Annotated in this window: 22 protein-coding genes; 7 read left to right on the forward strand and 15 right to left on the reverse strand. The window is 65.0% G+C overall.

What is annotated here, in order from left to right; genetic code table 11:
* The 4 genes from PMI42_RS04715 to PMI42_RS04730 form a co-directional block, all read right to left on the reverse strand.
* Positions 1–662, reverse strand: a 662-nt coding sequence (locus tag PMI42_RS04715) for a caspase family protein (protein WP_008131045.1), incomplete at its 3' end; no start/stop codon positions are given.
* A 184-nt stretch (positions 663–846) separates the two neighbouring features.
* Complete coding sequence (locus PMI42_RS04720) at positions 847–1,602, reverse strand: carbonic anhydrase (protein ID WP_008131046.1); 756 nt, start codon at positions 1,600–1,602, stop codon at positions 847–849.
* A 311-nt stretch (positions 1,603–1,913) separates the two neighbouring features.
* A complete protein-coding gene (gene dnaE / locus PMI42_RS04725) occupies positions 1,914–5,417 on the reverse strand; it encodes a DNA polymerase III subunit alpha (protein ID WP_008131047.1) in 3,504 nt (1,167 codons plus the stop codon).
* Between the two features lie 502 nt (positions 5,418–5,919).
* Entirely contained in the window at positions 5,920–6,639 is a 720-nt protein-coding gene (locus PMI42_RS04730) for an outer membrane protein (RefSeq protein WP_008131049.1), read from the reverse strand.
* Between the two features lie 254 nt (positions 6,640–6,893).
* On the opposite strand from PMI42_RS04730, the gene PMI42_RS04735 reads away from it, so the two are divergent.
* From PMI42_RS04735 to PMI42_RS04745, 3 genes are all read left to right on the forward strand, one after another.
* Positions 6,894–7,214 (forward strand): DUF3551 domain-containing protein, encoded by a 321-nt coding sequence (locus PMI42_RS04735; RefSeq protein WP_008131051.1) that lies wholly within the window; start codon positions 6,894–6,896, stop codon positions 7,212–7,214.
* Position 7,215: 1 nt separating this feature from the next.
* Positions 7,216–7,464: a DUF3551 domain-containing protein gene (locus tag PMI42_RS04740; RefSeq protein ID WP_008131052.1), complete on the forward strand. Its 249-nt coding sequence runs from the start codon at positions 7,216–7,218 to the stop codon at positions 7,462–7,464.
* 154 nt (positions 7,465–7,618) lie between these two features.
* Entirely contained in the window at positions 7,619–8,923 is a 1,305-nt protein-coding gene (locus PMI42_RS04745; protein WP_008131053.1) for an MFS transporter, read from the forward strand.
* 21 nt (positions 8,924–8,944) lie between these two features.
* Here the strand turns inward: PMI42_RS04745 and map are convergent, their stop codons facing one another.
* A complete protein-coding gene (gene map / locus PMI42_RS04750) occupies positions 8,945–9,697 on the reverse strand; it encodes a type I methionyl aminopeptidase (protein WP_008131055.1) in 753 nt (250 codons plus the stop codon).
* 240 nt (positions 9,698–9,937) lie between these two features.
* Here map and PMI42_RS04755 point away from each other — a divergent pair, with 240 nt between their 5' ends.
* From PMI42_RS04755 to PMI42_RS04765, 3 genes are all read left to right on the forward strand, one after another.
* A complete protein-coding gene (locus PMI42_RS04755; RefSeq protein ID WP_008131056.1) occupies positions 9,938–11,197 on the forward strand; it encodes a hypothetical protein in 1,260 nt (419 codons plus the stop codon).
* Between the two features lie 160 nt (positions 11,198–11,357).
* A complete protein-coding gene (locus PMI42_RS04760; protein WP_157195717.1) occupies positions 11,358–11,918 on the forward strand; it encodes a TetR/AcrR family transcriptional regulator in 561 nt (186 codons plus the stop codon).
* 71 nt (positions 11,919–11,989) lie between these two features.
* The gene (locus PMI42_RS04765) at positions 11,990–12,889 is read left to right on the forward strand and encodes a DMT family transporter (protein WP_008131058.1); all 900 of its coding nucleotides are present in this window, start codon (positions 11,990–11,992) and stop codon (positions 12,887–12,889) included.
* Here PMI42_RS04765 and PMI42_RS04770 read toward each other — a convergent pair.
* Positions 12,886–16,035: a GAF domain-containing protein gene (locus tag PMI42_RS04770; protein WP_008131059.1), complete on the reverse strand. Its 3,150-nt coding sequence runs from the start codon at positions 16,033–16,035 to the stop codon at positions 12,886–12,888. The two genes, PMI42_RS04765 and PMI42_RS04770, sit on opposite strands and share 4 nt — an antisense overlap.
* Before the next feature lie 255 nt (positions 16,036–16,290).
* Positions 16,291–17,064, reverse strand: coding sequence for a helix-turn-helix transcriptional regulator (locus tag PMI42_RS04775; protein WP_008131060.1), 774 nt, complete (start codon positions 17,062–17,064; stop codon positions 16,291–16,293).
* Between the two features lie 107 nt (positions 17,065–17,171).
* Between PMI42_RS04775 and PMI42_RS04780 the strand changes: the two genes are divergently transcribed.
* A complete protein-coding gene (locus tag PMI42_RS04780; protein ID WP_008131062.1) occupies positions 17,172–18,251 on the forward strand; it encodes a quinone oxidoreductase family protein in 1,080 nt (359 codons plus the stop codon).
* Positions 18,252–18,381: 130 nt separating this feature from the next.
* Here the strand turns inward: PMI42_RS04780 and PMI42_RS04785 are convergent, their stop codons facing one another.
* The 8 genes from PMI42_RS04785 to PMI42_RS04820 all read right to left on the reverse strand — a co-directional run bounded on the left by PMI42_RS04785 (position 18,382) and on the right by PMI42_RS04820 (position 26,394).
* Entirely contained in the window at positions 18,382–19,086 is a 705-nt protein-coding gene (locus PMI42_RS04785) for an ABC transporter ATP-binding protein (protein WP_008131064.1), read from the reverse strand.
* Positions 19,087–19,093: 7 nt separating this feature from the next.
* The gene (locus tag PMI42_RS04790; RefSeq protein WP_008131065.1) at positions 19,094–20,374 is read right to left on the reverse strand and encodes a lipoprotein-releasing ABC transporter permease subunit; all 1,281 of its coding nucleotides are present in this window, start codon (positions 20,372–20,374) and stop codon (positions 19,094–19,096) included.
* Between the two features lie 73 nt (positions 20,375–20,447).
* The gene (gene proS / locus PMI42_RS04795) at positions 20,448–21,767 is read right to left on the reverse strand and encodes a proline--tRNA ligase (protein WP_008131066.1); all 1,320 of its coding nucleotides are present in this window, start codon (positions 21,765–21,767) and stop codon (positions 20,448–20,450) included.
* Between the two features lie 147 nt (positions 21,768–21,914).
* On the reverse strand, positions 21,915–23,477 hold the full coding sequence (locus tag PMI42_RS04800; RefSeq protein WP_008131067.1) for a copper resistance CopC/CopD family protein: 1,563 nt from the start codon (positions 23,475–23,477) through the stop codon (positions 21,915–21,917).
* On the reverse strand, positions 23,477–23,995 hold the full coding sequence (locus PMI42_RS04805) for a YcnI family copper-binding membrane protein (protein ID WP_008131068.1): 519 nt from the start codon (positions 23,993–23,995) through the stop codon (positions 23,477–23,479). Before PMI42_RS04805 ends, PMI42_RS04800 begins: the two co-directional genes overlap by 1 nt.
* Before the next feature lie 140 nt (positions 23,996–24,135).
* Positions 24,136–24,660: a copper chaperone PCu(A)C gene (locus tag PMI42_RS04810; RefSeq protein WP_008131069.1), complete on the reverse strand. Its 525-nt coding sequence runs from the start codon at positions 24,658–24,660 to the stop codon at positions 24,136–24,138.
* A gap of 28 nt (positions 24,661–24,688) precedes the next feature.
* The gene (locus PMI42_RS04815; protein WP_008131070.1) at positions 24,689–25,186 is read right to left on the reverse strand and encodes a TlpA family protein disulfide reductase; all 498 of its coding nucleotides are present in this window, start codon (positions 25,184–25,186) and stop codon (positions 24,689–24,691) included.
* Entirely contained in the window at positions 25,183–26,394 is a 1,212-nt protein-coding gene (locus PMI42_RS04820) for a sialidase family protein (protein WP_008131071.1), read from the reverse strand. The genes PMI42_RS04815 and PMI42_RS04820 overlap by 4 nt, the downstream gene beginning before the upstream one ends.
* Positions 26,395–26,420: the final 26 nt, after the last annotated feature.

The raw sequence follows: 26,420 nt of genomic DNA on the forward strand, positions 1-26,420 counted from the left end.
GGCAGCCCGCCGGTGCGGATCATCTCGGCCAGCGACTGCGCATAGATGCCGTAGGGCCCCGGCTCCTCCGGCGCCACCGTGCCGGGCGCGGCATTGAATGCGATCAGCATGTTCGGATCGGGCTCGACCAGCGCGAGCCCGCTTGCGATCGGCTGGCCACCCTCGATGAAGGGCTGCGCGCGGGCCGCGTCGAGCACGACGATGTTGGCCTTGAGCGGAATCGACGCAAGCTGGCGAGCGTAGTCGCTGATGCGCAGGGCTTCGGTCGGAATGTCGGTGTCGCGGCTGATGTTGGAATCGACCGGAATGAAATAGTTCTCGCCGGCAAGCTGCACGCCGTAGCCGGCAAGATAGACCATCGCGACCGTGCCGGGGCCCGAGGCCTGCGCCTTCTGGATGAAGTCGCGAAAACTCTTGCGTAGGGTGTCGCCGTCGAGATCGCGCGCGCCGACGACGTCGAACCCCGCCGCCTGCAGCGTCTGCGCGATCAGGCCGGCATCGTTCGCGGTCGTCGCCAGCGGCGACTTGGCGTAAGCGCCGTTGCCGACCACGAGCGCGATGCGCTTTTCCTGCTGCTGCGCGCGCGCCGGCGCGAGCGCGCCCGCGGCGAGCGCCACGATCGGCAGGAGAAGGCAGATGAAAACTTTGAGCGTCCCACGCATGGCTTGCTTGCCCGCTATCGTTGTTGAGCTGCCACCGTACATGAGACGTGCGGCCGGCTGAATGGCCCTTGAACGAAAAGCGCGGATTGAGGCGGCGGCATGGCGCCGCCGTCCCACCTCAAACCTGCACGTCAGGCCCGCGTAAGCTCACGACCGCGCTGCGGCGCGGGCTCTCCCGACTCGCTCAGCCCTGGGCGATCAGGTCGACCGTTCCCGTCGTCAGCCGGTAGATGCCGCCGACGACCTTCAGCTTGCCCTGCTCCAGGGCCGCATTGAGGATCGGCGCGGCCGTCTTCAGCTTGGCGATGTTGTCGACGACGTTCTGACGGATCGCATTGTTGAGCACGTCCCCACCCTGCTGCATCGCAGCCTTGGCGGCGGGTGCGATTGCATCGACCAGCGAGGGAATGTGTCCCGGCGGCGGCTTGTTGTCCTTGATCGCCTTCAGCGTCGCATCGACCGCGCCGCAGGCATCATGACCGAGCACGAGGATCAGCGGCGTGTTCAGCACGGCGACCGCATATTCCATGCTGGCGACGGTTTCGGTGCCGGCAAAGTTTCCGGCCACGCGACAGACGAAGAGATCGCCGCGGCCGGTGTCGAAGGCGTATTCCGGCGCGATGCGCGAGTCGGCACAGCTCAGCACCGCCGCGAACGGATTCTGTCCGCCGACCAGCGCCTCGCGCTCGTGCTTGAAATCATGACGGCGCGACACGCCCGAGACGTAGCGCGCGTTGCCTTCCATCAGTTGCTTCAACGAAGCATCGGGCGACAGCACGTTCTGCGGCTTTGGCGGCTGCTTGGCCTCCTTCGCCGAAGCCGTGCCGGCGGAAGCTCCGCCGGCGATGGCCATGCCGAACGCGGCGGCGCCAAACAGCATCGCGGAGCGCCGCGACGGCGCGATGTCTTGATGCAGAGGGTCAGAGCACTTGTCGCACATGTGACGTTTCCTCGGGGTCAGTGGATCAATGGAACCGCCGCGACGATAGGTACGCCGATGTGAAGAAATCACCAATAATGATTGATGCAACTGAAGATTGCTGCAACGCGCAGCCATGTTGCAACGCCGAAGCGATTGCTCACCTCATGCTCACGACTGCGCGGAGCTGCGTCCATCTGCATATATTCGAGATCGGCTACCACACATGACCCGCAAGAACCGCCGCAAATTCTCGCATGCGTTTTGCGCGAAGATCACGTTTCGACGACGATACAAGGCACGATGACGGCTCTTCCAGATCTCATCGCGCTCTAAAGCTGCTGCACGTCGACGACGCCCGCAACGGCCTTGATCGCGCCGGCGATCTGCGGCGAGACCTTGAAGCGGCCGGGCAGCTTCATCTCCACCTCGGTCTCGAGGTCGAGCATCATCACCAGCGAGACCTCGCCGTCGCCGCTTCCGCGCGGCGCAACGCCGGGACTGCCGACTTTTGGCGCCGCCCCGCTCGGCGCGGCCGCTTCGGGTCCGGCGAGACGCTTGGCGATCGAATCCAGCGGCTTGGTGTCGCGCAGGAAGATGCGCAGACCCTTCTGCGTCTTGGCCGCGGCGGCGTCGAGCGGCTCGGCATGCAGCACGCGCGCGCGCACGTCCTCGCCCTGGAGTTCGGCACCCAGCTGAAGCAGCACGGCGGCGCCCGGCTCCAGCACGTCGCGATATTGCGCGAGGCCTTCGGAGAACAGCACGGCCTCGAAATGGCCGGTGGGGTCGGAGAGCCCCATGATGCCCATCTTGTTGCCGGTCTTGGTGCGCCGCTCCATACGCGAGACCACGGTGGCCGCGACCTTGCCGGCGGTGGCGCCGGTCTTCACCGCGCGCGAGAACTCGGCCCATGACTGCACCCGCAGGCGCTTGAGCACCGTGGCGTAATCGTCGAGCGGATGTCCGGACAGGAAGAAGCCGACGGCGTCGTATTCGCGGCGAAGCTTTTCGGCCGGCAGCCACGGCTCGATCTGCGGCAGCATGATGCTGGGCGCATCCGCAGAACCGCCGAACATGTCGTTCTGGCCGATGGTCTCGGCCTGATGCGCGCGCTGGCAGGCGGCGAGGATGGCATCCGCGCCGGCGAAGACACGGGCCCGGTTCGGGTCCAACGTGTCGAAGGCGCCGGCCGCGGCAAGGCTTTCGATGATGCGCTTGTTGATCGCACGCGGATTGACCCGCGCGGCGAAGTCGGCGAGCGAGGTGAACAGGCCGCGCTTCGTGCGCTCCTCGATGATCTGGTCGATGGCCTGGATACCGACACCCTTGAGGGCTGCGAGCGCGTAATAGATCGTGTTCTCGCCGACCTCGAAGGTCGCGCCCGAACGGTTGATGTTCGGCGGCTCGACCTTGATGCCGAGGCGCTGCGCCTCGGAGCGGAATTCGGAGAGCTTGTCCGTGTTGTTCAGATCGAGCGTCATCGACGCCGCGATGAACTCGACCGGGTAATGCGCCTTCATGTAGGCAGTGTGATAGGACACCAGCGCATAGGCCGCCGCGTGGCTCTTGTTGAAGCCGTAGTCGGCGAATTTGGCCAGCAGCTCGAAGATGGTCTCGGCCTGCCCTTTCGGCACGCCGTTCTTCACGGCGCCCGCGACGAAGATGTCGCGCTGCTTGTCCATCTCGGCGCGGATCTTCTTGCCCATGGCGCGGCGCAAGAGGTCGGCGTCGCCGAGCGAATAGCCCGACATCACCTGCGCGATCTGCATCACCTGTTCCTGGTAGATGATGACGCCGAAGGTCTCCTTCAGGATCGGCTCCAGCACGGGGTGCAGATATTCCGGCTCCTCGTCGCCGTGCTTGCGCAGGCAATAGGTCGGGATGTTCGCCATCGGGCCCGGGCGATACAGCGCGACCAGCGCGATGATGTCCTCGAAACGGTCGGGCCGCATGTCGACCAGCGCGCGTCGCATGCCCTGGCTTTCAACCTGGAACACGCCGACCACCTCGCCGCGTGCCAGCATCTGGTAGCTCTCGGCATCGTCGATCGGCAGCGTCGCGAGATCGACATGGATGTCGCGCGGCTTGAGCAGCTTGCAGGCGACGTCGAGCACGGTCAGCGTCTTCAGGCCGAGGAAGTCGAACTTGACGAGGCCGGCCGGCTCGACCCATTTCATGTTGAACTGGGTCACCGGCATGTCCGACTTCGGATCGCGGTACATCGGCACCAGTTCGCTGAGCGGGCGATCGCCGATCACGATGCCGGCCGCGTGGGTCGAAGCGTGCCGCGTCAGGCCTTCGAGGCGCTGCGCGATGTCGAAGGCGCGCGCCACCACCGGGTCTTCGTCGCGGAACGCCTGGAGCTTCGGCTCGCTCTCGATCGCCGCGGCCAGCGTCACCGGCGCGGCCGGATTCTGCGGCACCAGTTTCGTCAGCTTGTCGACCTGCCCGTAGGGCATCTGCAGGACGCGGCCGACGTCGCGCAGCACGCCGCGTGCCTGCAGCGTACCGAAGGTGATGATCTGCGCGACCTGGTCGCGGCCGTAGCGGTCCTGGACGTACTTGATCACCTCGCCGCGGCGGTCCTGGCAGAAGTCGATGTCGAAGTCCGGCATCGAGACGCGCTCGGGATTGAGGAAGCGCTCGAACAGCAGGCCGAACTTGATCGGGTCGAGATCGGTGATGGTCAGCGCCCAGGCGACCAGCGAGCCTGCGCCGGAGCCGCGGCCCGGCCCGACCGGAATGCCCTGGCCCTTCGCCCATTTGATGAAGTCGGACACGATCAGGAAGTAGCCCGAGTACTTCATGCGCATGATGACGTCGAGCTCGAACGCCAGGCGCTTGTTGTAGTCTTCTTCCGTGGTGCCCTGCGACAGGCCGTGCACGCGCAGACGGTTGGCGAGCCCCTCCTCCGCCTGGCGCTTCAATTCGGCCGACTCGACCGCGGCCGCATCGGAGCTGGCGGCGGCGCCGACCGTGAAGAACGGCAGGATCGGCTTGCGCGTCATCGGGCGGAACGAGCAGCGCTCGGCGATCTCCACCGTCGAGGCCAGCGCCTCCGGAATGTCGGCGAACAGCACCGCCATCTCGGCGCGGGTCTTGAAGCGGTGATCGGGCGTCAGCTGCACGCGATCGGTCTCGGCGATCAGCCGGCCGCCGGCGATGCACAAGAGCGCGTCATGCGCCTCGTAATCGTCGGTCGATGCGAAATACGGCTCGTTGGTCGCAACCAGCGGCAGGCCCTTTGAATAGGCGATGTCGATCAAGCCGCTCTCGACGCGCCGCTCCCTGTCGATGTTGTGGCGCTGCAATTCGACATAGAGCCGGTCGCCGAACAGGCTCGCCAGGCGCTCGCAGCGCAATGCCGCGATGTCGGCGTGGCCCGCGGCCAGCGCCAGCGAGATCGGTCCGTCCGGGCCGCCGGTGAGCAGGATCAGGCCCTCGGTCTCGCCCTCGAGCCAGTCGAACTTGATGTGGGAGGCGTGGGTGTCGGGCGTCTCCAGGAACGCGCGCGAGTTCAGCCGCATCAGGCTGCGATAGCCGCGCTCCTGCGCCGCCAGCAGCACCACGCGGGAGGGCGGAAGCGCGTTGCGCGCATTGGGATCCTGGTCGCCGAAATCGATTGCGAGCTCGCAGCCGACGATCGGCTGGATGCCGGAGCCCGCCATCTTGTCGGAGAACTCCAGCGCGCCGAACATGTTGTCGGTGTCGGTCAGCGCCAGCGCGGGCTGGTGGTCCTTCTTGGCAAGCTCGGCGAGCTTGGCGATCTTGATCGAGCCCTTGAGCAGCGAATAGGCCGAGTGAACGTGAAGGTGGACAAATCCGGCGCTCGGCATGGTCGCGTGACGGCCTCTTGCAGATGAGATGGAGCGGTCGCCGGCTCCTCAAGGCATCCTGCACTCGACCGGCCGACTCGCCTCACAATGGTGGGGTGTCGCGCCGCCAGAGTCCACGCCGGAGCGGCCGATCTGCCGCATCGTCCCGCTTTTCCCCAAGGGCACTGGTCCCCAAGGGCACTTCGAGGCCCCCATCGGGGTTCAGGCGCATCGGTTTCCAACCGCAGGTCTAGAGCTGCGGGATCACCTGGGCCCAGATTGCGATCATCCCGACGAACAGCGAAATCGAGGCGAGTGCGGCGGCTTCTTCCACGAAAATCCTGAACATGGCTTGCTCCATCACCAGAACGTATGAAGAACATTGTTCTCATTTCGTTCACGGGAGTCAAGCCATCCGGCCCATCTCGAAAAATAATGGTTAACTCACTGACTTCACACAATAAAAAAGCCCCGGCGCAAGGCCGGGGCTTTTCGACGACCGCTTCTTGCGAAGCGATCCGTATCAGTAACGGCCGATGATCGGGCCGCCGAACTTGTAGTTCAGGCGGACGAGACCCATGTCGACGTCCTGCTTGATGCTGTCGGTCTTCAGACCGGCGAAGGTGACGTCCTTGTCGGACAGGAAGATGTGGTTGTATTCCACACCCACCGACCAGTTCGGCGCGAAGCCGTATTCGAGGCCGGCGCCGACCGTACCGCCCCAGCGGGTGTCGCTGTTGGAGGCAAGCAGACCGCCAGTCGCCGTGCTGAAGACTTCGTTCTTGACGCCGACGACGGCCGCGCCGCCCTTGGCGTAAACGAGCACGTTGTTCCAGGCGTAACCGACCTGACCGGTGATCAGACCGAACGAATCGATCTTCGTGCGGTTGCGCTGGGCGAGCAGCGAGCTGGTGTTGTCGCCGGTGAAGTCAGCCCAGTTGCCCTGACCTTCGACGCCGAACACCCACTGGCCGGACTGCCAGCGATAGCCGACCTGGCCACCGACCGTGCCGCCGGTCGCATCGTGCGAGCCTTCGCGGCCCACGCCCGTCAGATCCCAGGTCGTGCGGGCCGATGCGCCGCCGCCGTTGATGCCGATGTAGAAGCCGCTCCAGTCGTAAATCGTGGCGACCATCGCAGGCGCCTTGGTGTACGGACGCGCCGCAAGATCAGCAGCCAGCGCCGGTGCAGCCGCGCCGAGCGCGACGAGGCTCACAGCCGCAAGCAACAAGTTCTTCTTCATTTGAATCCCGTTCCAGTTTCTTCAGTAGGCCCCCGGGCCGTGGGCTTGGTCATAACAGCGATCGACGGAATTGCTGTAACCTCGACGCAACAGTGCACTCCAAAGGACCGCGCTTCGTAAATGAAGATTTAGCGAAGCGCGCCGGAAACCCTTTGAAACAAGAGTTTTCAGCAATTCCAATGTCGACTACACGAGATATGGTGCGTGCGCGCGTAACATCGTCGCGCGCACAATCGTGTGATTGGAGATTTAAGATGCGTGAACAGGTCGCCCTCCCCATTGTCGCCACACTTTCGCTCGCCCTTGCCACATTTGCGCTGTCGCTCGGCGCAAGCACGCCGGCGCGCGCATTCGGCACGCATCACGCCTTCTGTCTCACCGGGGATGAATGGCCGGGGCTGAGCAACTGCACGTTCGACACTTATGCACAGTGTCGGGCGAGTTCGTCCGGACGCGCGCTGACCTGCATCGCGAACCCGTATTTCGCCGGACAGAGCGATGATCCCTACGCCTATCAGAATCGTCCGCGTGCGCAGGCGCCGGGTTATTCCCCTGGCTACTTCCTGCCGCGCTGAGATGCCCCGCATCGGTCTCGCGCTCGGCGTGATCGGCTTGCTGCTCGCAAGCGCGTTGGCGCGCGCACAGACCTACGATCCCAGCTATCCCGTCTGCATGCAGATCTACGGCCAGGTCGGCTATTTCGATTGCCGTTACACCTCGCTCGCGCAGTGCAGATTTCTCGCCGTCGGCCGTTCGGCGAGCTGTGTTGCGAACCCGTATTTTGCGGCGAAGCGACCCGCGCGCCGATCACAGCGCGCCGATTAGCGTTGGCGCAATCGGGACGCTGATATGCGCGCCGCCGCGGATTGAAGCTCCGGTGTTGACGCAGACCGATCGGGGTTTAAGTACGGCAGACAAATCTTGCAGGGATGGCGACGTTCGCGGGCTGGTTCCCGTTGCCGCCATCAATGCAGGACACATGACGACCTCGCCTCACGCGACCACGCCCCGCGCCAATTCAGACACAGCCTCGGCGCCCCCTCGCCTCGCCATCGTCCTGATCTCGCTCGCGATGGGCGGCTTTGCGATCGGAACCACCGAATTCGCATCGATGAGCCTGCTGCCGTTCTTCGCCGCCGACCTCCAGATCGACGAGCCGACCGCGGGGCACGCCATCAGCGCCTACGCGCTCGGCGTCGTGCTGGGCGCGCCGCTGATCGCCGTGCTTGGCGCGCGCTTCGCACGGCGCACGCAACTGCTGGTCCTGATGGCCGTGTTCGCGCTTGGCAATGCGCTCACAGCGCTTGCACCCGGCTTTGGCTGGATGATCGCAGCGCGCTTCCTCTCGGGACTGCCGCACGGCGCCTATTTCGGCATCGCCGCTTTGGTCGCAGCCTCCCTCGTTCCGCAACATCGTCGCTCGCAGGCAATCGGCCAGGTCATGCTCGGCCTGACCTGCGCCACCATCATCGGCGTGCCGCTGGCCAATCTGATCGGCCAGGCGGTCGGCTGGCGCGCGAGTTTTGGCCTGGTCGCGGTGCTGGCGCTGCTCACGGTGCTGCTCTGCGCGTTGTTCGTACCGCGGGATCAGGCCGGACGATCCGATCCGCTGCGCGAGCTCGGCGCACTTCGAAGCGGCCGCGTCTGGATCACGCTTGCGATCGGTGCGATCGGCTTCGGCGGCATGTTCGCCGTCTATACTTATCTCGCGACGACCTTGATCGAGGTCACCCGGGTGAGCACCGCGGTGATCCCGTTCTTCCTTGCCGTATTTGGCGTCGGCGCCACGCTCGGCAATCTGTTCGTGCCGCGCTTTGCGGATCGGGCCTTGATGCCGACGGCCGGCATCATCCTGTTGTTTGCCGCGGTCGCGCTCTTGCTGTTTCCACTTGCCGCCGGCAATCCCTGGCTGCTTGCGGCCGACGTCTTCGCCATCGGCGCCAGCGTCTCGCTCGGCGCCATCCTCCAGACCCGGCTGATGGACGTTGCGGGCGACGCGCAGGCCCTCGCCGCCGCGCTGAACCATTCGGCGTTCAACACCGCCAACGCGCTCGGCCCGTTCCTGGGCGGGCTCGCCATCCGCGAGGGGCTGGGCTGGACCTCCACCGGTCCCGTCGGCGCCGCGCTCGCACTGCTCGGCTTCCTGATCTGGATCGTCGCCTGGCGCGACGCCGGACCTGCTCGGGCCGAAATCACCTCGCGAGGCGACGCTGCTCCGCTCGCGCCACCGCTGGCGCCGGATCATCGAAACCGTGCAGCTGAGGCCAGCGATACGGTCGCCTGACGTCCCGGCTCCGGCCCTGGCTCAACCGGCCAGCGTCACGATCAAAGGCCCGTTTCGGGTCGCGATCACGGTGTGCTCGTACTGAACGGTCGGCGCTTCGGGGCTGCTGTAGAGCGTCCACGGATCATCGCCACCATCCTGTGCCCACTCGGCGCCCATGGACAGGAACGGCTCGACGGTGAACACCAGGCCGTCGCTCATCACGCGGCGTTCAGAGCGATCGGGCCATGTCGCGATCTCCGTCGGCTCCTCATGGAGCGAGCGGCCGACACCATGACTGGCAAGATTCCTGACCAGGCTGTAGCCGTTCTTCCGCGCAAACGTCCCGATGGCGTTGCCGATGCCGGCAATCGGTTTGCCGGCGCCGACCTGCTGAAGGCCCGCCCACATCGCCCGCCGGCCATCCCGGCAAAGGCGTTCGATCGCACGCGTCACGGGTGGAACGGCGAACGAAGCGCCCGTGTCCGCAAAGAAGCCGTTCTTCTCGGCCGACACGTCGATGTTGACGAGATCGCCGCGCACGATCCGCCGCTCGCCCGGAATGCCGTGCGCGATCTCCTCGTTCACGCTGATGCAGGTCGCCCCCGGAAAGTCATAGGCCAGCTCCGGCGCCGAACGGGCCCCGGCCGCTTCCAGACGTTTTCGCCCGATCTGGTCGAGCTCGGCGGTGGTCATGCCCGGCTCGAGCGCCTTCCCCATCGCCTCCAGGGTATTGGCGACGATGCGGCCAATCTCTTGCAGGCGCGCGAGGTCGTTGTCATCAGAGATCGTCATGTCAGCGCTCTTTCCGAAACAGCCGGACATAGCGCTTGTGAAGGCGCCTTGCAAATGAGAGCGGGCGCAGCCCGGCGCTGGCGCAATCTCGATGGCCCCTTCCGGCAATTGCCCGAAAGCGAACATGCCGGCCTGGACGTCGGCGAAATAAAACACGCACCGACGTGCCACCGCAAGTTGTGAAAGCGCCGATCGTCGTATAGCGTCAGCACCGGTATGCACCGTGTAGTCGATCGCTTCATGCTCGCCCGTATCCTGCTTCTCATTGCCTCCCTCTTGCTTCCCGGCGCTTTGCGCGCAGAAGGAACTGCGGCCGAGAAAGCCGGATTTGCCTCCACGCTGATCATCTATCTTGCCAAGGGAGCGCCCGACGCGTGCGGGCCGGGCTGCGACCGCTGGATCGCCATCGAGGGCCAGATCGACCGGGACGCCGCGCCGCGCGTTCGCCGCTTCCTCGCCGGCGTCAAGGACACGCAGCGCCCGATCTACCTGTATTCGCCCGGCGGCAGCGTCGATCCATCCTACGAGATCGGACGGCTGCTGCGCAGCCGCAAGGCCATCGCGCGGGTCGGCCGGACGATGGTGACGGCGTGTGCCGCGGGCACGCAGACCGACGCGGCCTGCCTCAAGGTGAAGAACGCCGGCGGCGAAATCGAGGCCGAGCTCACCACCTATCACGCGATGTGCAACTCGGCCTGCGGCTTCGTGTTTATCGGGGCGACCTCCCGCGAGGTCGCCCCCGACGCGGCGCTGGCGGTGCATAATTCCAGGCTGATCCTCAAGTTCCGCGGCAGTCCGCCTCCAGAGGTGGTCGCGGAGGCCCGGCGGCGCCGCATGGCCAGCGGCGACCGCGACCGCGCCGCGTTCATCGTGGCGATGGGGATCAGCCGCGAGCTTGATGAACTGATCCGGACCGTGAAGTTCGAAAACCTGCACATGCTGACGCGGGCCGAGCTCTATCGTTTCGGCATCGACACGCGGCCGCTGGCCGAAACGACGTGGAAGCTGGAGAAGGAAGCACGTCCGTTCGTCCGCAAGTTCGCGGTGATGAAGCAGGAGAACGGCGGCACGTCGTTCCGCATGATGGAGTGGCGCCTGTCCTGCGAAAGCAACAAGCGCGTGCCGCTGACGTTCACGGGCGAGATCGACGAGGCAACCGCCGGCAAGAGCATGATCCTGATGACGGCGGATGCCGAGGCGGGCAATGAGACCGGAGGGTCTGCAATTCGGTCCGGCAAGTACGAATTCTGGCGCGGCAGCATCGATCCCGACACGATCAAGGCGATACTGGCGTCCCGCGCCATGCATGTCCGCCAGACCACGACCGGACAGGACGACAAGACGAACACGACGAGATTCGACATCGACCTGACGGGCCTGGCGTCGGCATGGACGCGGCTCAAATCATCTTGTGCCCTGTCCACGCTGAACCCGATCAGCCCGTGGCCGGCCACGGTGCCGAACGTCAGCCCGACGTCCCCCGCCGTGCCGGCGCCGTAAGCGCGGGCGCCACACTTTTTCTTCCCCGCGACAGCCCTGAGTTTCGTCGCGCGCGCCGCAAAGCCATCCCTTGCGATTTAAGGACCAATCGGTCTATATATGAGCAATGAGCCGTCAGACCGCAGCGCCGTCCCCCCGCGGCCGCCCCCGAAGCTTCGACATGGATGCCGCCGTCGAGCGCGCGATGGGTGTGTTCTGGACGCGCGGCTATCACGCCACGGCGCTGCCGGACCTGCTTCGTGCGACCAAGCTCTCGCGCGGCAGCCTTTACGCCGCGTTCGGTGACAAGCACTCGCTGTTCCTGCGTGCGCTCGACCGCTACATCGCCGATGCCGTGGCGCGAATGGATAACGAGCTCGCCGCCGCCAGACCGCCGATTGACGGCCTGCGGGCCTTCCTGGCCGGCTATGTCGACCGCACCAGCGGTGCCAATGGCCGGCGCGGCTGTCTGCTGGTGGCAACCGCCATGGAGCTGGCGGGCCAGGATGCCGAGGTCGGCCGTCGCGTGGCGGGCTTCTTCAAGGCGATGGAGACCAGGGTCGCGGATGCGCTGTCCCGGGCGAAGACGGCGGGCCAACTGGCCGATGGCGTCGAGCCGCCGAGTGCCGCCAAAGTTCTCGTCTGTTTCGTCGAGGGGCTGCGCGTGGTCGGCAAGACAGCGCCGGCACGGACCGCATCGCAAGCCACTGCAGACGCGCTGCTCGACCGTTTCACGAGGTAATGCCGCCGGAGACGCACCATGCCGTCGGCGCGTCCATATCTGGACTGATCGGTCCTGAAAGGAACAATGCCATGTCTGCGATCCAGATCGTCTGCGCCGTGGCCGTTCCCTTGCTCTGGGGTTACCAGTTCGTGGCCATCAAGGTGGGCGTCACGGAGTTTCCGCCGCTGTTCTTCCTCGCACTGCGCTTCCTGGCCATCGCACTGCTGCTCGTTCCCTTCGTCAAAAGGCCTGCGCGTCAGCAGATCGGCCCGATTGCAGCCATTTCGCTTTTCCTCGGTGGATTGAACTTCGGGCTGTTCTACGTCGGCCTCGGGCTCGGTTCGGGAAGCATGTCGGCGATCGCCTATCAGCTCGCCACACCCTTCACCGTCCTGCTGGCCTGGCCGCTGCTCGCGGAGAAGCCATCTCTCACCACGTCCGCCGGCGTGGTGCTCGCGTTCGCGGGCGTGGTCATGCTCGCGGCAGAGCCCGGCCTGTCGGCAACGCCGCTTCCGCTGCTGCTTGTGGTCGGGGCGGCTTTCGCCTTCGCAGTCTCCAACGTCCTGACGAAACGCTACGGGCCTTTCGATCCCCTGATGCTGATGGGGTGGTCGTCGCTGCTCACGGTGCCGCAGGTCCTGCTGATGTCGTTGCTGCTCGAATACGGCCAGGCGGCGAGCCTCGCCACCGCGGATGGACGCGGTTGGCTGGCGCTTGCCTACACGATCTTCATCGGCGGCATTGTCGGGTTTGGCCTCTGGTTCTGGCTGATCGCCCGGTGCTCGATGGCCCGCGTCGCACCGTTCGGCCTGCTGCTTCCCGTGTTCGCCCTGATGTCGAGCGTGCTGTTTCTCGGCGACAGCGTGACCCCGAAGTTGATTGCCGGCGGCCTGCTCGCGATCACCGGCGTCGCCATGACTCAGGTCAGGCCCGGCGTTCGGGCAAAGGTCGAGGCGGCCAGTCGCCAACCGGCTGTGAAAATTGACTAGATCTCGTCGAGCAGACTGCGGACCTTGGCGGCGAGGTCTTCGATCGCAAACGGCTTGGGCAGCAGATGCTTGCCGGCATCGAGAACGCCATTGTGAACGATCGCATTGCGCGTATAGCCGGTGGTGAACAGTACTTTCAGCTCTGGCTGTCGTTTCAACAGCTCGGCCGCAAGGTCGGCCCCGGTCATGCCCGGCATCACGACATCCGTAAACAGGAGGTCTGGAGCATGGCCATCCTCGATCTTCCGGATCGCTTCTTTCGCGCTCGCCGCTTCGATGACGGTGTAGCCAAGATCCCGCAGGCTTTCCGACGAGATGCTGCGGACGCGCTCATCGTCTTCCACGACGAGGATGGTCTCCTTCTGGAGACTGGCACCGGGATGCGTCGCGGCCTCCGAGGGGATCGAGACGTCCTCGTCGCCGACCAGGCGCGGAAGGTAGATCTTGACGGTGGTGCCGACGTCGACCTCCGAATAGATCTTCACGTGTCCGCCCGACTGCCGCACAAAACCATACACCTGACTGAGGCCAAGCCCGGTGCCCTTACCGACCTCCTTCGTTGTGAAGAACGGATCAAACACCCTGCCCAGCACGTCGCCCGGTATCCCGACGCCGTTGTCCGTCACGGCAATGAGAACATACTGCCCCGGTTTCAACGTGTACTCGCGAGCATATTTCTGGTCGATCGAGGCGTTGCTGGTCTCGATCGTTAGCCGGCCACCTCTTGGCATGGCGTCCCGGGCATTGACCGCGAGATTGAGAACCGCGCTTTCCAGTTGGGCGGGGTCGGCTCGAACGCGCCAGAGGCCGGCCGCCAGAACCGTTTCAAGGCTGATGAGCTCGCCAAGAGAACGGTCGAGCAGTTCGCTCATCCCGCCGACCATCCTGTTGATGTCCACGACCTCAGGTGCAAGCGGTTGTTGGCGAGAGAAGGCCAGCAGCCTCTGGGTCAGGGTGGCCGCGCGGTTCGCGCCGTCAATGGCGGCGTCGATGAAGCGGTCGATATCGACCTCCCCCTTGGCAAGCCGCCGCCGGGCGAGGTTCAGACCACCAATGACCACGGCCAGCATATTGTTGAAATCGTGGGCAATACCTCCGGTCAATTGCCCTACGGCTTCCATCTTTTGAGCTTGCCTGAGTTGCTCTTCGGTTTTCATGCGTTCGGCGATCTCGTCGGCAACTCGTCGCTCGAGCTCGCTATTGAGCGACTGCAGCCGCGCGACGAGACGCGCATTTTCGATGGCGGTCGCAGCGTGCCCGGCGATGCCGAGCAAGGCACTCTCATGCTCGGCTTGAAATTTGCCGGTGTCGGGGTGGCCGAAGAACAGTCCGCCGAGGACTTCACCGGTCGGCGAGACCACAGGAACTGCCAGATAGGATCGGACTGGCAGGTGCCCTTCGGGCATGCCTTTGCGCGGAGCGTTCTTGCCATAACGGGGGTCCTGCAGGATATCCTCGGACCGCATCACCCCCGTCCCCTTGAACGTCGGCTCGAAGACGGCGGTGTTGCGCGGCATCGGGAAGCGCTCGAACGCGGATCGCGGCACGCCGGACAATGCATAGAGCATGTAGCTGCCGCCCTCCGGCGTCAGGACGTTGTAGAAGAATGCACCGAACTGAGCGCCCGACAACTCAACGCCGGCGTCCGTCACGATCTGAACGATCCTTTCGAGGTCACGTTCGCGCGCAACCGAAGCGCCCGTATCGTTCAGGATGCGAAGATGGCGCTCGGATTTCTTCTTTGCGGTGATATCGAGGACCGTGCCGATGAATCGGACGGCCTGGCCATTCGCAAAGACAGCGTCACCGGTGGCGGCAATCCATCGCTCGATACCATCCTCGATGCCGATGGTTCGGTATTCGATGTTGTAGGAGGCGGGAGAATTCGGCGCCAGGGCTCTGGATACGGCCTCATGGGCGCGTTCCCTGTCTTCCGGATGAAGTCCCCTCAGAAACGCCCCTTCGTAGCTCACCTCAGCATCCGGCGATAAGCCGAACAGCGCCTTGCAGCGGTCGTCCCATCGCAGAATGCCGTTGACCGGGTCGTAATCCCAGGTGCCGATCCCGGCCGCGTGGTTGGCAAGACTTAACCGCTCCGCGGCTTCCCGCGCAGCCTCGCCCGACCGCGCGCGCTCGATGTGCGCCCACGATCGTTCGGTGACCTCGGTGAGCAAGGCGAGTTCGCGCCGCGTCCACTGGTGTGGGCCCCGGTGATGAATGGCCATCAGGGCCGTGAGCCGCCCCTCTTTGACGAAGGGCATGCAGATCGTCGAACCGATGCTGATTCTCTGGAAGGTCGCCGCCTCTTCCGGGGCGAGCTCTTTCAGATTGTCGTTGATCACCAGAGGTCTGCCGGCGCCCAGCTCCCGGACGGCCTTCTCACCGAAATCGGCCAGTTTGTAATGCCCGAGGATGTGGATCGCCCCGGGTGCCGCCCAGTCCCCTTTTATCGTGAAGCCGTCCTCGTCGGCGTCCATGTCGGCATAGGCGCAAATCGACACGCCCAGATGCTCGCCAAGCATCCTGGTTGTCACCGCCAATACGCCGTCTGCATCTCGGGTCTTGGCGGTCTCCTTGTTGAGGACGTCCAGAAACAGCAGCCGGGCTTCGTTCTCTCGCACCGCCATTTCTGCACGTCGACGTTCGACGGCCGTGCGCGTGCGTTCGGCGACTTCCCGGATCAGATCCAGCTCTTCGGAACTCCACTCACGCGGCGCCTCGTGATTGAGATAGAGCAGAGCCACGACGCCGTCGGGCTCCGAGATCGGCATGTTGACAAGTGCGCGGGCAGATATCGCCTCGAGCGCCCGAGCGCGCTCGCCGACGCGAGGGTCTTTTTCCGCATCGGCACAGATGACGGTCTCACCCCGCTTCAGGTCTTCGATGTAGCTGCCGTAATCGCGGAAATGCAGCACGCCCGCCAGGCTCAAAATGCCCGGCGCGTTCCAGTCGCGGACGATGGTGATGGTCTCCTCCGTCGTATCGACGGTGCCATAACCGGCCCTGCTGACATTCAGGCTGCGGCCAAGCAGCTCTGCTGCGGCATATGCGAGATCGTCGGGATCGTTGATCTCTCGAATGTAGTCGCCCAGCGCCGCCAGGACGGCATTTCGATCGGCCGAGCTCACCCCGGTCGCTGTCGTCATCGCTCTGCCCCCGACACTTCACTCTCTCCAACAAGCAATGACGATATCGTTGTTTCGCTTTGCACGAATCGCGTCGAGGACGGCGAACTTGCCCAAGGTTCAGACGAGGCAGTGCAGGACCATTCCTGCCTGCCCTTAACTGTATGAGAGCGTTTGGGTTCCCTGGCCTGGAGCGTCACATGAGTTGAGAGGCGGTTGTGAAGCGCTGGGACCGGCCCTCGGAGCAGGCATCGGCCCCCTCGTGAGCCTTCGCTTCTACACCGGCGTGTAGATCACGAGCTTCAGCGCGGGATCGTCATTGGCCTGGAAGCTGGTGTGCTCGAACCGGAGCAGGCCCTTGGTCGGATGGTTCATGGTCTTGAGGCCGGACGCCGTGCTGCGGATCTCGTGCGCCTCCCACCATTTGACGAATTCCGGACTGCCCTGGCGCAGCCGCGTCAGCAATTCGGCAAAGGCGGGATCGCCGGCCCAGACGTCGTGGGTGGCGCGAAACATCGCGACCATGCTCTTGGCCACATCTGCCCAGCCGGCGCCGTAGAATTTTCGCGTCTGCTTGTTGGTCAGCACCAGCAGCAGCGTGTTGCGGTCCTGCTCGGGCAGTTGCCCGAAGCCGAAGACCTCCTCGGCGGCCTCGTTCCACGCCAGCACGTCCCAGCGTCGTCCCGTGACGTAAGCCGGCTGCTTCAGGCTGTGGATCATCCGCCGAATGGGCGACGGCACGATCTCCGGCACGAAGGCGCCCCGCGCGCCGTCACGCGCCAGTGCCTTCAGATGCGCATGCTCGGTCTTGGTCAGACGCAGCGCGCGGGCCAGCGCGTCGATGGTGGTGACCGAGGGGCTGACGGTGCGGCCCTGCTCGAGGCGGATGTACCAGTCGACGCCGATCCCGGCGAGCTGGGCGACCTCCTCGCGGCGCAAGCCCGCGGTGCGCCGCCGGCGGCCGGCGGGAAGGCCGACCGTCTTCGGTGTCAGCTTTTCGCGGCGGGACCTCAGGAAGTCACCGAATTCGACGCGGCGCGGATCGGCCATGGCGTGTTCCCATGATGGAGGGCTTTGAGAATACTAGGATAATACCAGGCCTTCTTGTCCCTTCAAGGGCGGCGCATATCAGCCTCACCCGACCCTGAGGTGACCACATGAAAGCTGCCGTACTCAAATCCTTTGGAGCCCCGCTGGCGATCGAGAATGCCCCCGCCCCTGTGCTCGGCACTGGCGAAGTCATCGTCGACGTCGTCGCCACGCGCGTTCTGTCCTACATGAACGAGGTTTTCAGCGGCGAACGCAATTATGCGCTCGACCTGCCGATCATCCCCGGCCCGGGCGGCATCGGCCGGGTGCGCGCGATCGGCCCGGATGCGACCAGGCTCAACATCGGCGACTGGGTGTTCTGCGACCCGACGGTGCGCTCGCGCGACGACATCGTGGCGCCCGACATCGCCCTGCAAGGGCTCACCGCCCCCGGTGCCGGCGCCATGCGCCTGCAACAGCATTTTCGCCACGGCTCGTTCGCCGAGCAGATGCGCCTGCCGACCGAGAATGTGAAGCGGCTGGGCGCGATCACGTCGGCGGAAGCCACGCAATGGTGCGCGCTGGGCACGCTGCTGGTGCCCTATGGCGGCTTCCTCGCCGCCAACCTTCAGCCGGGCGAGACCGTGCTGGTGAGCGGCGCTACCGGCAATTTCGGCAGCGCGGCGGTGTCGGTTGCGCTGGCCATGGGCGCGGCCTGCGTGGTGACGCCGGGCCGTAACGAGAAGATCCTCGCCGACCTCGTCCGCCGCTTCGGCAGCCGCGTGAAGCCGGTCAGGCTCACCGGCAACGAGGACGACGACCGCGAGGCGATGAAGCGCGCCGCGCCCGGGCCGATCGACTGCGTGTTCGACATCATGCCGCCCTCGGTGAACACCAGCGTGGTCCGCGCCGCGGTCATGACGGTGCGCGCCTATGGCCGCGTCATGCTGATGGGCGGCGTCGGCATGGCCGGCGGCGCGGGCCTCGAGCTGCCCTACCCCTGGATCATGCGCAATTGCATCAGCATCCACGGCGTCTGGATGTACCCGCCCGATGCGGCAAGCCGCCTGATCGCCCTGGTGCGATCAGGATTGCTGCGGCTGGAGGAGTACGAGGCCACCGCCTTCGACCTCGACCACGCCAACGAGGCCGTGGCGCACGCCGCGGCCAACGGCGGACCGTTCAGGTTGACGGTGATCAGGCCGTAGCTGGCCTGCCCGCTGCGGCGATGCGCCGTCGCAGCGGGTTTGCGCGATAAGTCAAAGGGCTGGGAAGCGTCACCCCGGTCACGGCCGCCGGAGGCCGGCTACTGTGCATGGGGTTGTTTTCGAAGTTTTGTTATTCGAGCTCGACCACCTGGCCGTTCGACAGCGACACGCGGCGGTCCATGCGGCCGGCGAGCTCCATGTTGTGGGTCGCGATCAGCATCGAGACCTGCGTGGCCTTGACCAGCTGCATCAAGGCCTGGAACACGTGGTCCGCCGTGTGCGGATCGAGATTGCCGGTCGGCTCGTCCGCAAACAGCACGCGCGGCGCATTGGCCACCGCGCGCGCGATCGCGACACGCTGCTGCTCGCCGCCGGACAGCTCGGCGGGGCGATGGGTGATGCGGTCGCCGAGGCCGAGATAGCCGAGGATCTCCTTGGCGCGCTTGACCGTCTCCGACTTCTTCAGGCCGCGGATCATCTGCGGCAGCATCACGTTCTCCAGCGCCGAGAACTCCGGCAGCAGCCGGTGCGACTGGTAGACGAAGCCGATGTCGGTGCGGCGAAGCTGGGTGCGCTCGACGTCGGGCAGTTGCGAGGTCGGCGCGCCGTTGACATAGACCTCGCCGGAATCCGGCGCCTCGAGCAGGCCTGCGATGTGCAGCAGCGTCGACTTGCCCGAGCCCGACGGCGCCACCAGCGCGACCGACTGCCCCGCCCACAGCGCCAGCTTGGCGCCATCGAGGATCGTCAGCGGCACCTCGCCCTGCAAATACTGCCGCTTTATCTCGTGGAGATAAATGACCGGTACGTCCTCAGCCCCATGCTGCTGCTCCATCAGCCCCTCACTCGTACCGCAGCGCTTCGACGGGATCGAGCCGCGCGGCGCGCCAGGACGGGTACAGCGTCGCAAGAAACGACAGCGTCAGCGCCATGATGACGACGGCCGTGGTCTCGCCGACGTCGATCTCGGCGGGCAGCTTCGACAGGAAGTACAGCTCCGGCGAGAACAGCTCGGTGCTGGTGAGCCAGGACAGGAACTGCCTGATGGACTCGATGTTGAGGCAGATCACGAGGCCGACGATGAAGCCGACCAAGGTGCCGACCACGCCGATCGAGGCGCCCGTGATCAGGAAGATGCGCATGATCGAGCCCTGCGAGGCGCCCATCGTGCGCAGGATCGCAATGTCGCTGCCCTTGTCCTTCACCAGCATGATCAGGCCGGAGACGATGTTCAACGCGGCGACCAGCACGATCATGGTCAGAATCAGGAACATCACATTGCGCTCGACCTGGAGCGCGTTGAAGAAGGTCGAGTTGCGCTGCCGCCAGTCGACCAGGAACACCGGCCGGCCCGCGGCCTCCGTCACCGCCTGGCGGAAGGCGACGATCTGGTCGGGATTGGTGGTGAACACCTCGATCGAGGTGACGTCGTTGGCGCGGTTGAAATAGGCCTGCGCTTCGGCGAGCGGCATGAACACGAAGCCGAGATCGTATTCGGACATCCCGATCTCGAACACGGCGGCGATCTTGTAGGGCTTGATGCGCGGCGTCGTGCCCATGGGCGTGACAGCGCCCTTCGGCGCCACCAGCGTGATGCTGTCGCCGGCGTGCAGCGACAGCTGGTCGGCGAGGCGCCGGCCGATCGCGACGCCCTGCCCGTCGTCAAAGCCCTCGAGCGAGCCCTGCTTGATGTTCTTGGCGATCGAGGTGAGGTTGTTGAGATCGTCGGAGCGGATGCCGCGCACCAGCACGCCCGAGGCATTCCATGGCGATGAGGCCAGCGCCTGGCCGTCCACCACGGGAGCTGCAAGCCGGATGCCCTTGACCTGGCTGAGCCGGTCGGCGACGTCTTTCCAGTCGGTCAGCGGCGATTCCAGCGGCTGCACAAGGATGTGGCCGTTCAGGCCCAAAATCTTGTCGAGCAGCTCCTTCCGGAAGCCGTTCATGACGGCCATGACGATGATCAGCGTCGCCACGCCCAGCATGATGCCGAGGAACGAGAACCCGGCGATGACCGAGATGAATCCCTCCTTGCGGCGCGCGCGCAGATAGCGCGCCGACAACATCCACTCGAATGGCGCGAAAGGCGCGGTTTGAACAGTTTCGGTCATGGTTTCATCCATCGCTCGATAATCCCATGATTCGGGGTCAATTGTGGCCGGATTGGCGGCCGCGATATCGGGCGATGAACAATATTCAGCCGGCCAGCCGGGCGACTGCGTCCGCGGGCGACAGATTCTCGCGGGAGCCGTCGGCCCGCCGCTTGAGTTCGACCTTGCCGTCGGCCAGGCCCTTCGGCCCGATCATGATCTGCCAGGGGATGCCGATCAGGTCGGCAGCGGCGAATTTGGCGCCGGCGCGCTGGTCGGTGTCGTCGTAGAGCACGTCGACGCCCTTTGCGGTCAGCTCGGCATAAAGCTTCTCGCAGGCCGCGTCGACCGCGGCATCACCCTGCTTGAGGTTGAGGATAGACACCCGGAACGGGGCCACGGCTTCCGGCCATTTGATGCCGGCATCGTCATGGCAGGCCTCGATGATGGCGCCGAGCAGGCGCGAGACGCCGACGCCGTAGGAGCCGCCATGGATCGGAACGTCGACACCGTCGGGCCCGGCCACCATCGCCTTCATCGGCTCCGAATACTTCGTGCCGAAATAGAAGATCTGACCGACCTCGATACCCCGGGTGTTCACCCGCTTGTCTTCGGGCACTTCCTGCTCGAAGCGCGCGGCGTCGTGGACGTCTTCGGTGGCGGCGTAGACCGAGGTCCACTGCTTGATGATCGGCGTGAGGTCGCCGTTATAGTCGACGTTCTCGTCCGGCACCGGCAGGTCGAGCACGTCGCGATTGATGAACACGCCGGATTCGCCGGTTTCGGCCAGCACGATGAACTCATGGCTGAGATCGCCGCCGATCGGGCCGGTCTCGGCGCGCATCGGGATCGCCTTCAGCCCCATCCGCGCGAAGGTGCGCAAGTACGCGACGAACATCTTGTTGTAGGCGACGCGCGCCGCCGCTTCGTTGAGGTCGAAGGAATAGGCATCCTTCATCAGGAATTCGCGGCCGCGCATCACGCCGAAACGCGGACGCTGCTCGTCGCGGAATTTCCATTGGATATGATAGAGATTGAGCGGCAGGTTCTTGTAGGACTTCACATAGGCGCGGAAGATCTCGGTGATCATTTCCTCGTTGGTCGGCCCGTACAGCAGTTCGCGCTTGTGGCGGTCGGCGATGCGCAGCATTTCCGGCCCGTAGGCATCGTAGCGGCCGCTCTCGCGCCAGAGGTCGGCGAGCTGGAGCGTCGGCATCAGGAGTTCCAGCGCACCGGAGCGATCCTGCTCCTCGCGCACGATCTGCTCGATCTTCTTCAGCACGCGAAAGCCGAGCGGCAGCCAGGCATAGATGCCCGCCGCTTCCTGCCGGATCATGCCGGCGCGCAGCATCAGCCGATGCGAGACGATCTCCGCCTCTTTCGGATTTTCCTTCAGAATGGGCAGAAAGAACCGCGACAACCGCATGGCAATACTCGAGGAATCAGTGAGGGCTTGCAGTGAAACCGGATTGGGAGCGAAAACACAAGACCGGGAATGAGGAAAAGCCGCTAACGCGGGGAAATTCCTGTCATTTTTCCGTTGCCTTCAGGTTCAACTTGAACCGTGTTCGCCTCAGGGCGGAGCCACTTCGAGGTCGTCCTCGAGCGTGACCTTCTCGAAATCGGTCACCAGCGCATCGATCCGCACATGCCAGCGGCCGGCGAAAGGCAGCTCGACCTTGCGCACATGCCAGTAGCCGTCCGGCCCGAGCGAGGCGTCCCGCTCCATCGGCTCGATGCCGCGCTCCGGCAGGCTCAGGGTCAGCGTCACCTCCTTGGCGGCCAGCGGCGTCGCCTCACCGGTCATGAGCTGGAGCACGAAATCGTCGGTGCCCGCTTTGCCCGGCGCGACCAGGACCTGGAACATCGCCTTGTCGGAGTGGATGTGGATCGCCAGCGGCGTTTCGGGAACTATCGTCCGCGGCGGCGGCGTGAAACGCCAGCCGGCGACGACGGCAAGGATGGCGAGCGCTATCGCACCTTCCAGCACGATCGAGCGCTTGAGCGTGGGCGTCGCCTTCTCGTCCCGCGCCAGCTTGGGAGTCAGCCGGAACCGATTGAGCGCGGCAAGCGCCAGCAATGCCGTGACCAAGACGAGCTTGATCGAGAGGATAAGGCCGTAGCGGGTCTCGACCAGCGCTGCCGGTCTTTCGAGCTGGACGATCGCGAGTGCGAGGCCGGTCAACGCCAGCACACCGACCGCCAGCGCAGCGATGCGGGAAAACCGGTTCACGACGGGGAGCGTCGCGATCGTCGGCTTCGACACCAGCGCGACCAGCGGCGCGAGAGCGCCGATCCAGATCGTGACGCCGAGACCGTGGAGAAAGATCGCCGGCCGGGTCAATGCCTCCGGCGGAGCCGTTGCAGCGTGCCCGGTCATGGCGAGCGACAGGCCGACACCAACGAGCGCGACGATCGCAACCGCGCGCGCATACCATGCGCTGCGCAGCGCCATCCATGCCAGCAGCATCGCAGCAATCGCAGCCAGCAGCGCGGGCCCGGCGCTGGTCGCGAGCGCGACCTTCCAGGGGGCTGCCGTCGCCAGCGCCGCCGGCGGCAGCCCGAGGAGATCGAGGCCCAACGCACCAAGGGACACCGTCGCGCCCGGAATTCCGATACCGAGCGCCGCGCGCGGAACGGTCATTCCGATCATCGACCACGCGATCCAGCGTGCAAAGAAAACGCCGCCGACGCCGACAAACAGCCCGAGATAGAGACCGAGCCGCGCCAGCCAGATCAGGACGCTCAGCCCGCCATCCCGCGTGACCGGAGGCCTCGTCGCGGTGGGCATGCCGATCGAGAAGATCACGGACCCCGAGACGGGATGGCCGTCCTGCGAGATCACGCGATAGCTGACCACCGACGTTCCCTGCGGCAGGTCCGGCGGCATCACAACCGAGACGGTCTCGCCCGATGCATTGACGCGCGCATCGTCCCGCGTCCGGCCCGCGCCGTCGATCAGCAGGATCGCCCCCGGCGTCACCGCCTCGTTGAAGCGCAGCTCCACCGCTTTCGGCGCGCTCGCGAGCCTGCTGCCGCTCGCCGGCTCGACCGCGACGAGCGCAGCATGCGCCGAGGCGCCGGTCGCGAAGCCGACGACGAGAAGCAGCGTCGCGAGCGCGGCGAGCAGGCGCATCAGGGCTTTGGCAACAGCTTCAGGCCGGGCGCCGGCGAATTGCCCTCGTGCGAATGTTTTGCCCCCTCCGCGGGAATCTCGATCCAGCGGCTGACACCGGTCTCGCATTCCTGGACGACGGGGAAATACAGCGTCGTGTTCGGCTTCAAGCTGCCCGTGAGGAAACTGCTCATGACGAACTCATCGTAATTGTGATCCGGCAGCTTGCCGCCGGACCAGGCCACTTCCTTGACGCCGGAGGAGAGCTTGTTGCCGTGATAATCATACTCGCTGGCGTATTTGCCCTCGACCACGTCGACACTCCAGCCCGCCTTCGGCATCGGCTTGACCGCGATCACGCCTTCCGGAATCTGCACCCGGATCTTCACCGTCGGTGAACCCTTGCAGCCGTGCGGCACGGCGAAGACGGCCTTGTAGTAGGAGCCGACCGCCGCCTGCTTGGTCTCCAGCGTGATATGCGCTGCCGCCGGCGATGCGACGAGCGCGGCGATCAGGATCAGGAAGGATCGTTTCGGCATGTTCAGCTCCTTCGACATCGTCATTTGATCAGGATCGGCGATTCAATGCTGACATGATCGGCCTCGGAGATCGAAATTCCGAGACCCAGCATTGCCCGCAAAATTCCGACGCGAGGTCATGGGAGACTTGATCTGTTTCATCACATCTTCATTCCCGAATGATCAGGCATTTTCTTCATCATATGCCCGCTATCCCCGCCGGGCGCCTGCGCGCCGACGCCCTGGACGTCGAGCGAGACCGCGACCTTGCCGGCCTTTTCGAACTGAAGCGTGATCGGCACCTTGTCACCCTGCTTGAACGGTCCCTTCAGCTCCTGGAGCATCAAATGATTGCCGCCGGGTGCGAGCTTCACCGTCTTGCCGGGATCGATGACGAGACCCTTGTCGAGCGCGCGCATCTTCATCACGCCGTTGTCCATCGCCATCTCGTGGACCTCGGCCTTCCCCGCGATATCGGCGGAGACGCTGACCAGCCTGTCGGCGGCCGTTCCCTTGTTCTCGATGGTGAGATAGCCGCCCGCGACCTTGGCGCCGCCCGGCGTCGCCCGGCTCCACGCCTGCGAAATGACGAGATCGCCCGCCTTGACGTCCTCGGCCGCCGCTGGTGCAGTCACGAGCGCAAGAGCGAACGCGGCGAACATCACATCTTTCAGCATCGTCTTCATATCGGTCTTCCCGTTTGCAGATTCGATTTCAGTGTATGGCGAGCTGCTGGCCCGACCATTTTTCGAGGTCGGCCATCTCGGCCGAACCTTCGATCGTCGTAACGCTACCGTCCCGCGCGATGAGCATTGTCCTGGGAATGTCGCCCTGCCAGGCAGGATCGATCTCGAACCTCAAGCGCTCGACGAAACCGTCGCTGAAGATGAAGTTTTCGGCCGACGACAGCCCCGCTCTGTCGAGCATCGACTGCGTCGCCGCAGGCAGGTTCGGCACGAGATCGGCGCTGATCGTGACCACGTCAATCCCCGGGTGTTCCTTTGCAAACTGCCCAAGCAGCGGCAGCTCGACCTTGCAGGGCCCGCAGGTCACGCCCCAGAAATGCACCAGCGTCGGCCGGCCCGCATGGCCCTTGAGCAGGGATTGCCAAGTGCCGCGCTCGAACGGCTTGAGAGCCGGCGCCGCGCCGAGTCCAACCGCTGACGCAATCAAGATCCCAGCCCCCAGCAGGCCCGCAAATCGACGTCTCATGGTTGATCCTCGATCGCTGTAAGACGATAGCCATCGGCTTTCGTCATCCATGACAGATAGGTCTGTCGCCCATTGGAAACGAGCAAGGGATGGTCTGACGTGTCGGTCGTGCTCGATATCGTCTTCGGCGGCGACCACGTCTCGCCGTCGTCACGAGAGATCGTCATCTGGACCGACGTCTTCTCGCCATCGAACTCCTTCCAGATCATCACCGTTCCTGCCGGACCCGCGAGCACGTAGGGACGCGTCGGATTGCGACCCGGCGGTCCCAGTGCCATCGGCGCAGAGAAGGTGCGGCCTTCGTCGCGCGAGTGCGCGTAGAACAATCCCTTCCGCGCCTTGCCGTTGGTGTACCAGGCGACGTGATAGGTCCCGTTCGGCGCAACCGTCAGGCTTGGCCCATGGTGCGGGCAGGCGTTGATCTGCCAATCGTCGTTGCTGACCCGATGGATTTCGCCGGGAGTCGTGAGGTCGGCGAAGGTCATCACAGCATGATCGCGCACGCCGCCGCTAAAGATGTTCCTGAAGATCACGGCCGGTCGCCTAGGCGCTGCGAATGCCAGCCCCAGCCGGCAGCATTCGCAGGTGCCCTCGCGCGCCAGTTTTGCTTCTGCGTAGGTGGTGCCGCCGTCGCCGGACGAGCTGAAGAACAGCCCTGCTCCCTCGTACTTCTGTCCCGCTTCCTTCGCAAAAATGCGATTGCGCTTGTCCAGCCACGCCGCAAACACCGTTCCATCCTGATCGATTGCCAGCGCCTCGAAACGCTGGCTCTCGTTACTGGTGGTGATCGGCTTCAGCTCGGCAAAGCTCTTTCCACCGTCGGCCGAGCGCGTGTAGAGCACCTGGCCGTTGAAGGCCTCGTCCCTGAAGATCGAGAATGCGAGCGCGATGCCGCCCTTGCGATCGACCACGATCTTCGGCCTTGCATCCGGCCCCCAATCGAGGTTCAGCCGCCCCGTCGTGACCTGAGTGGGGGGCGAAAAGCTTCGTCCTGCATCCCGCGAACTCGCAACAGACACCTGGCCGCCCGCCATCCAGACCAGCCACAGCGTTCCGTCCGGACCGAATGCCGGCGTCGCCTTGGTCGCACAGCGCAGCGTCGGCTCCTCACACGCGGCTTCGGAGCCATGCTGCCCGTGCATCTGCGCGAGGGCAGCGCCTTGCAACAAGGCGAAAGCAACTATCCCGAGCAATCCGCTTCGGACCATGGCCCTATTCCCTTCGAGAGCCCGGA

The organism is Bradyrhizobium sp. YR681, from assembly GCF_000282615.1.
In the GTDB taxonomy this organism is placed as follows: Bacteria; Pseudomonadota; Alphaproteobacteria; order Rhizobiales; family Xanthobacteraceae; genus Bradyrhizobium.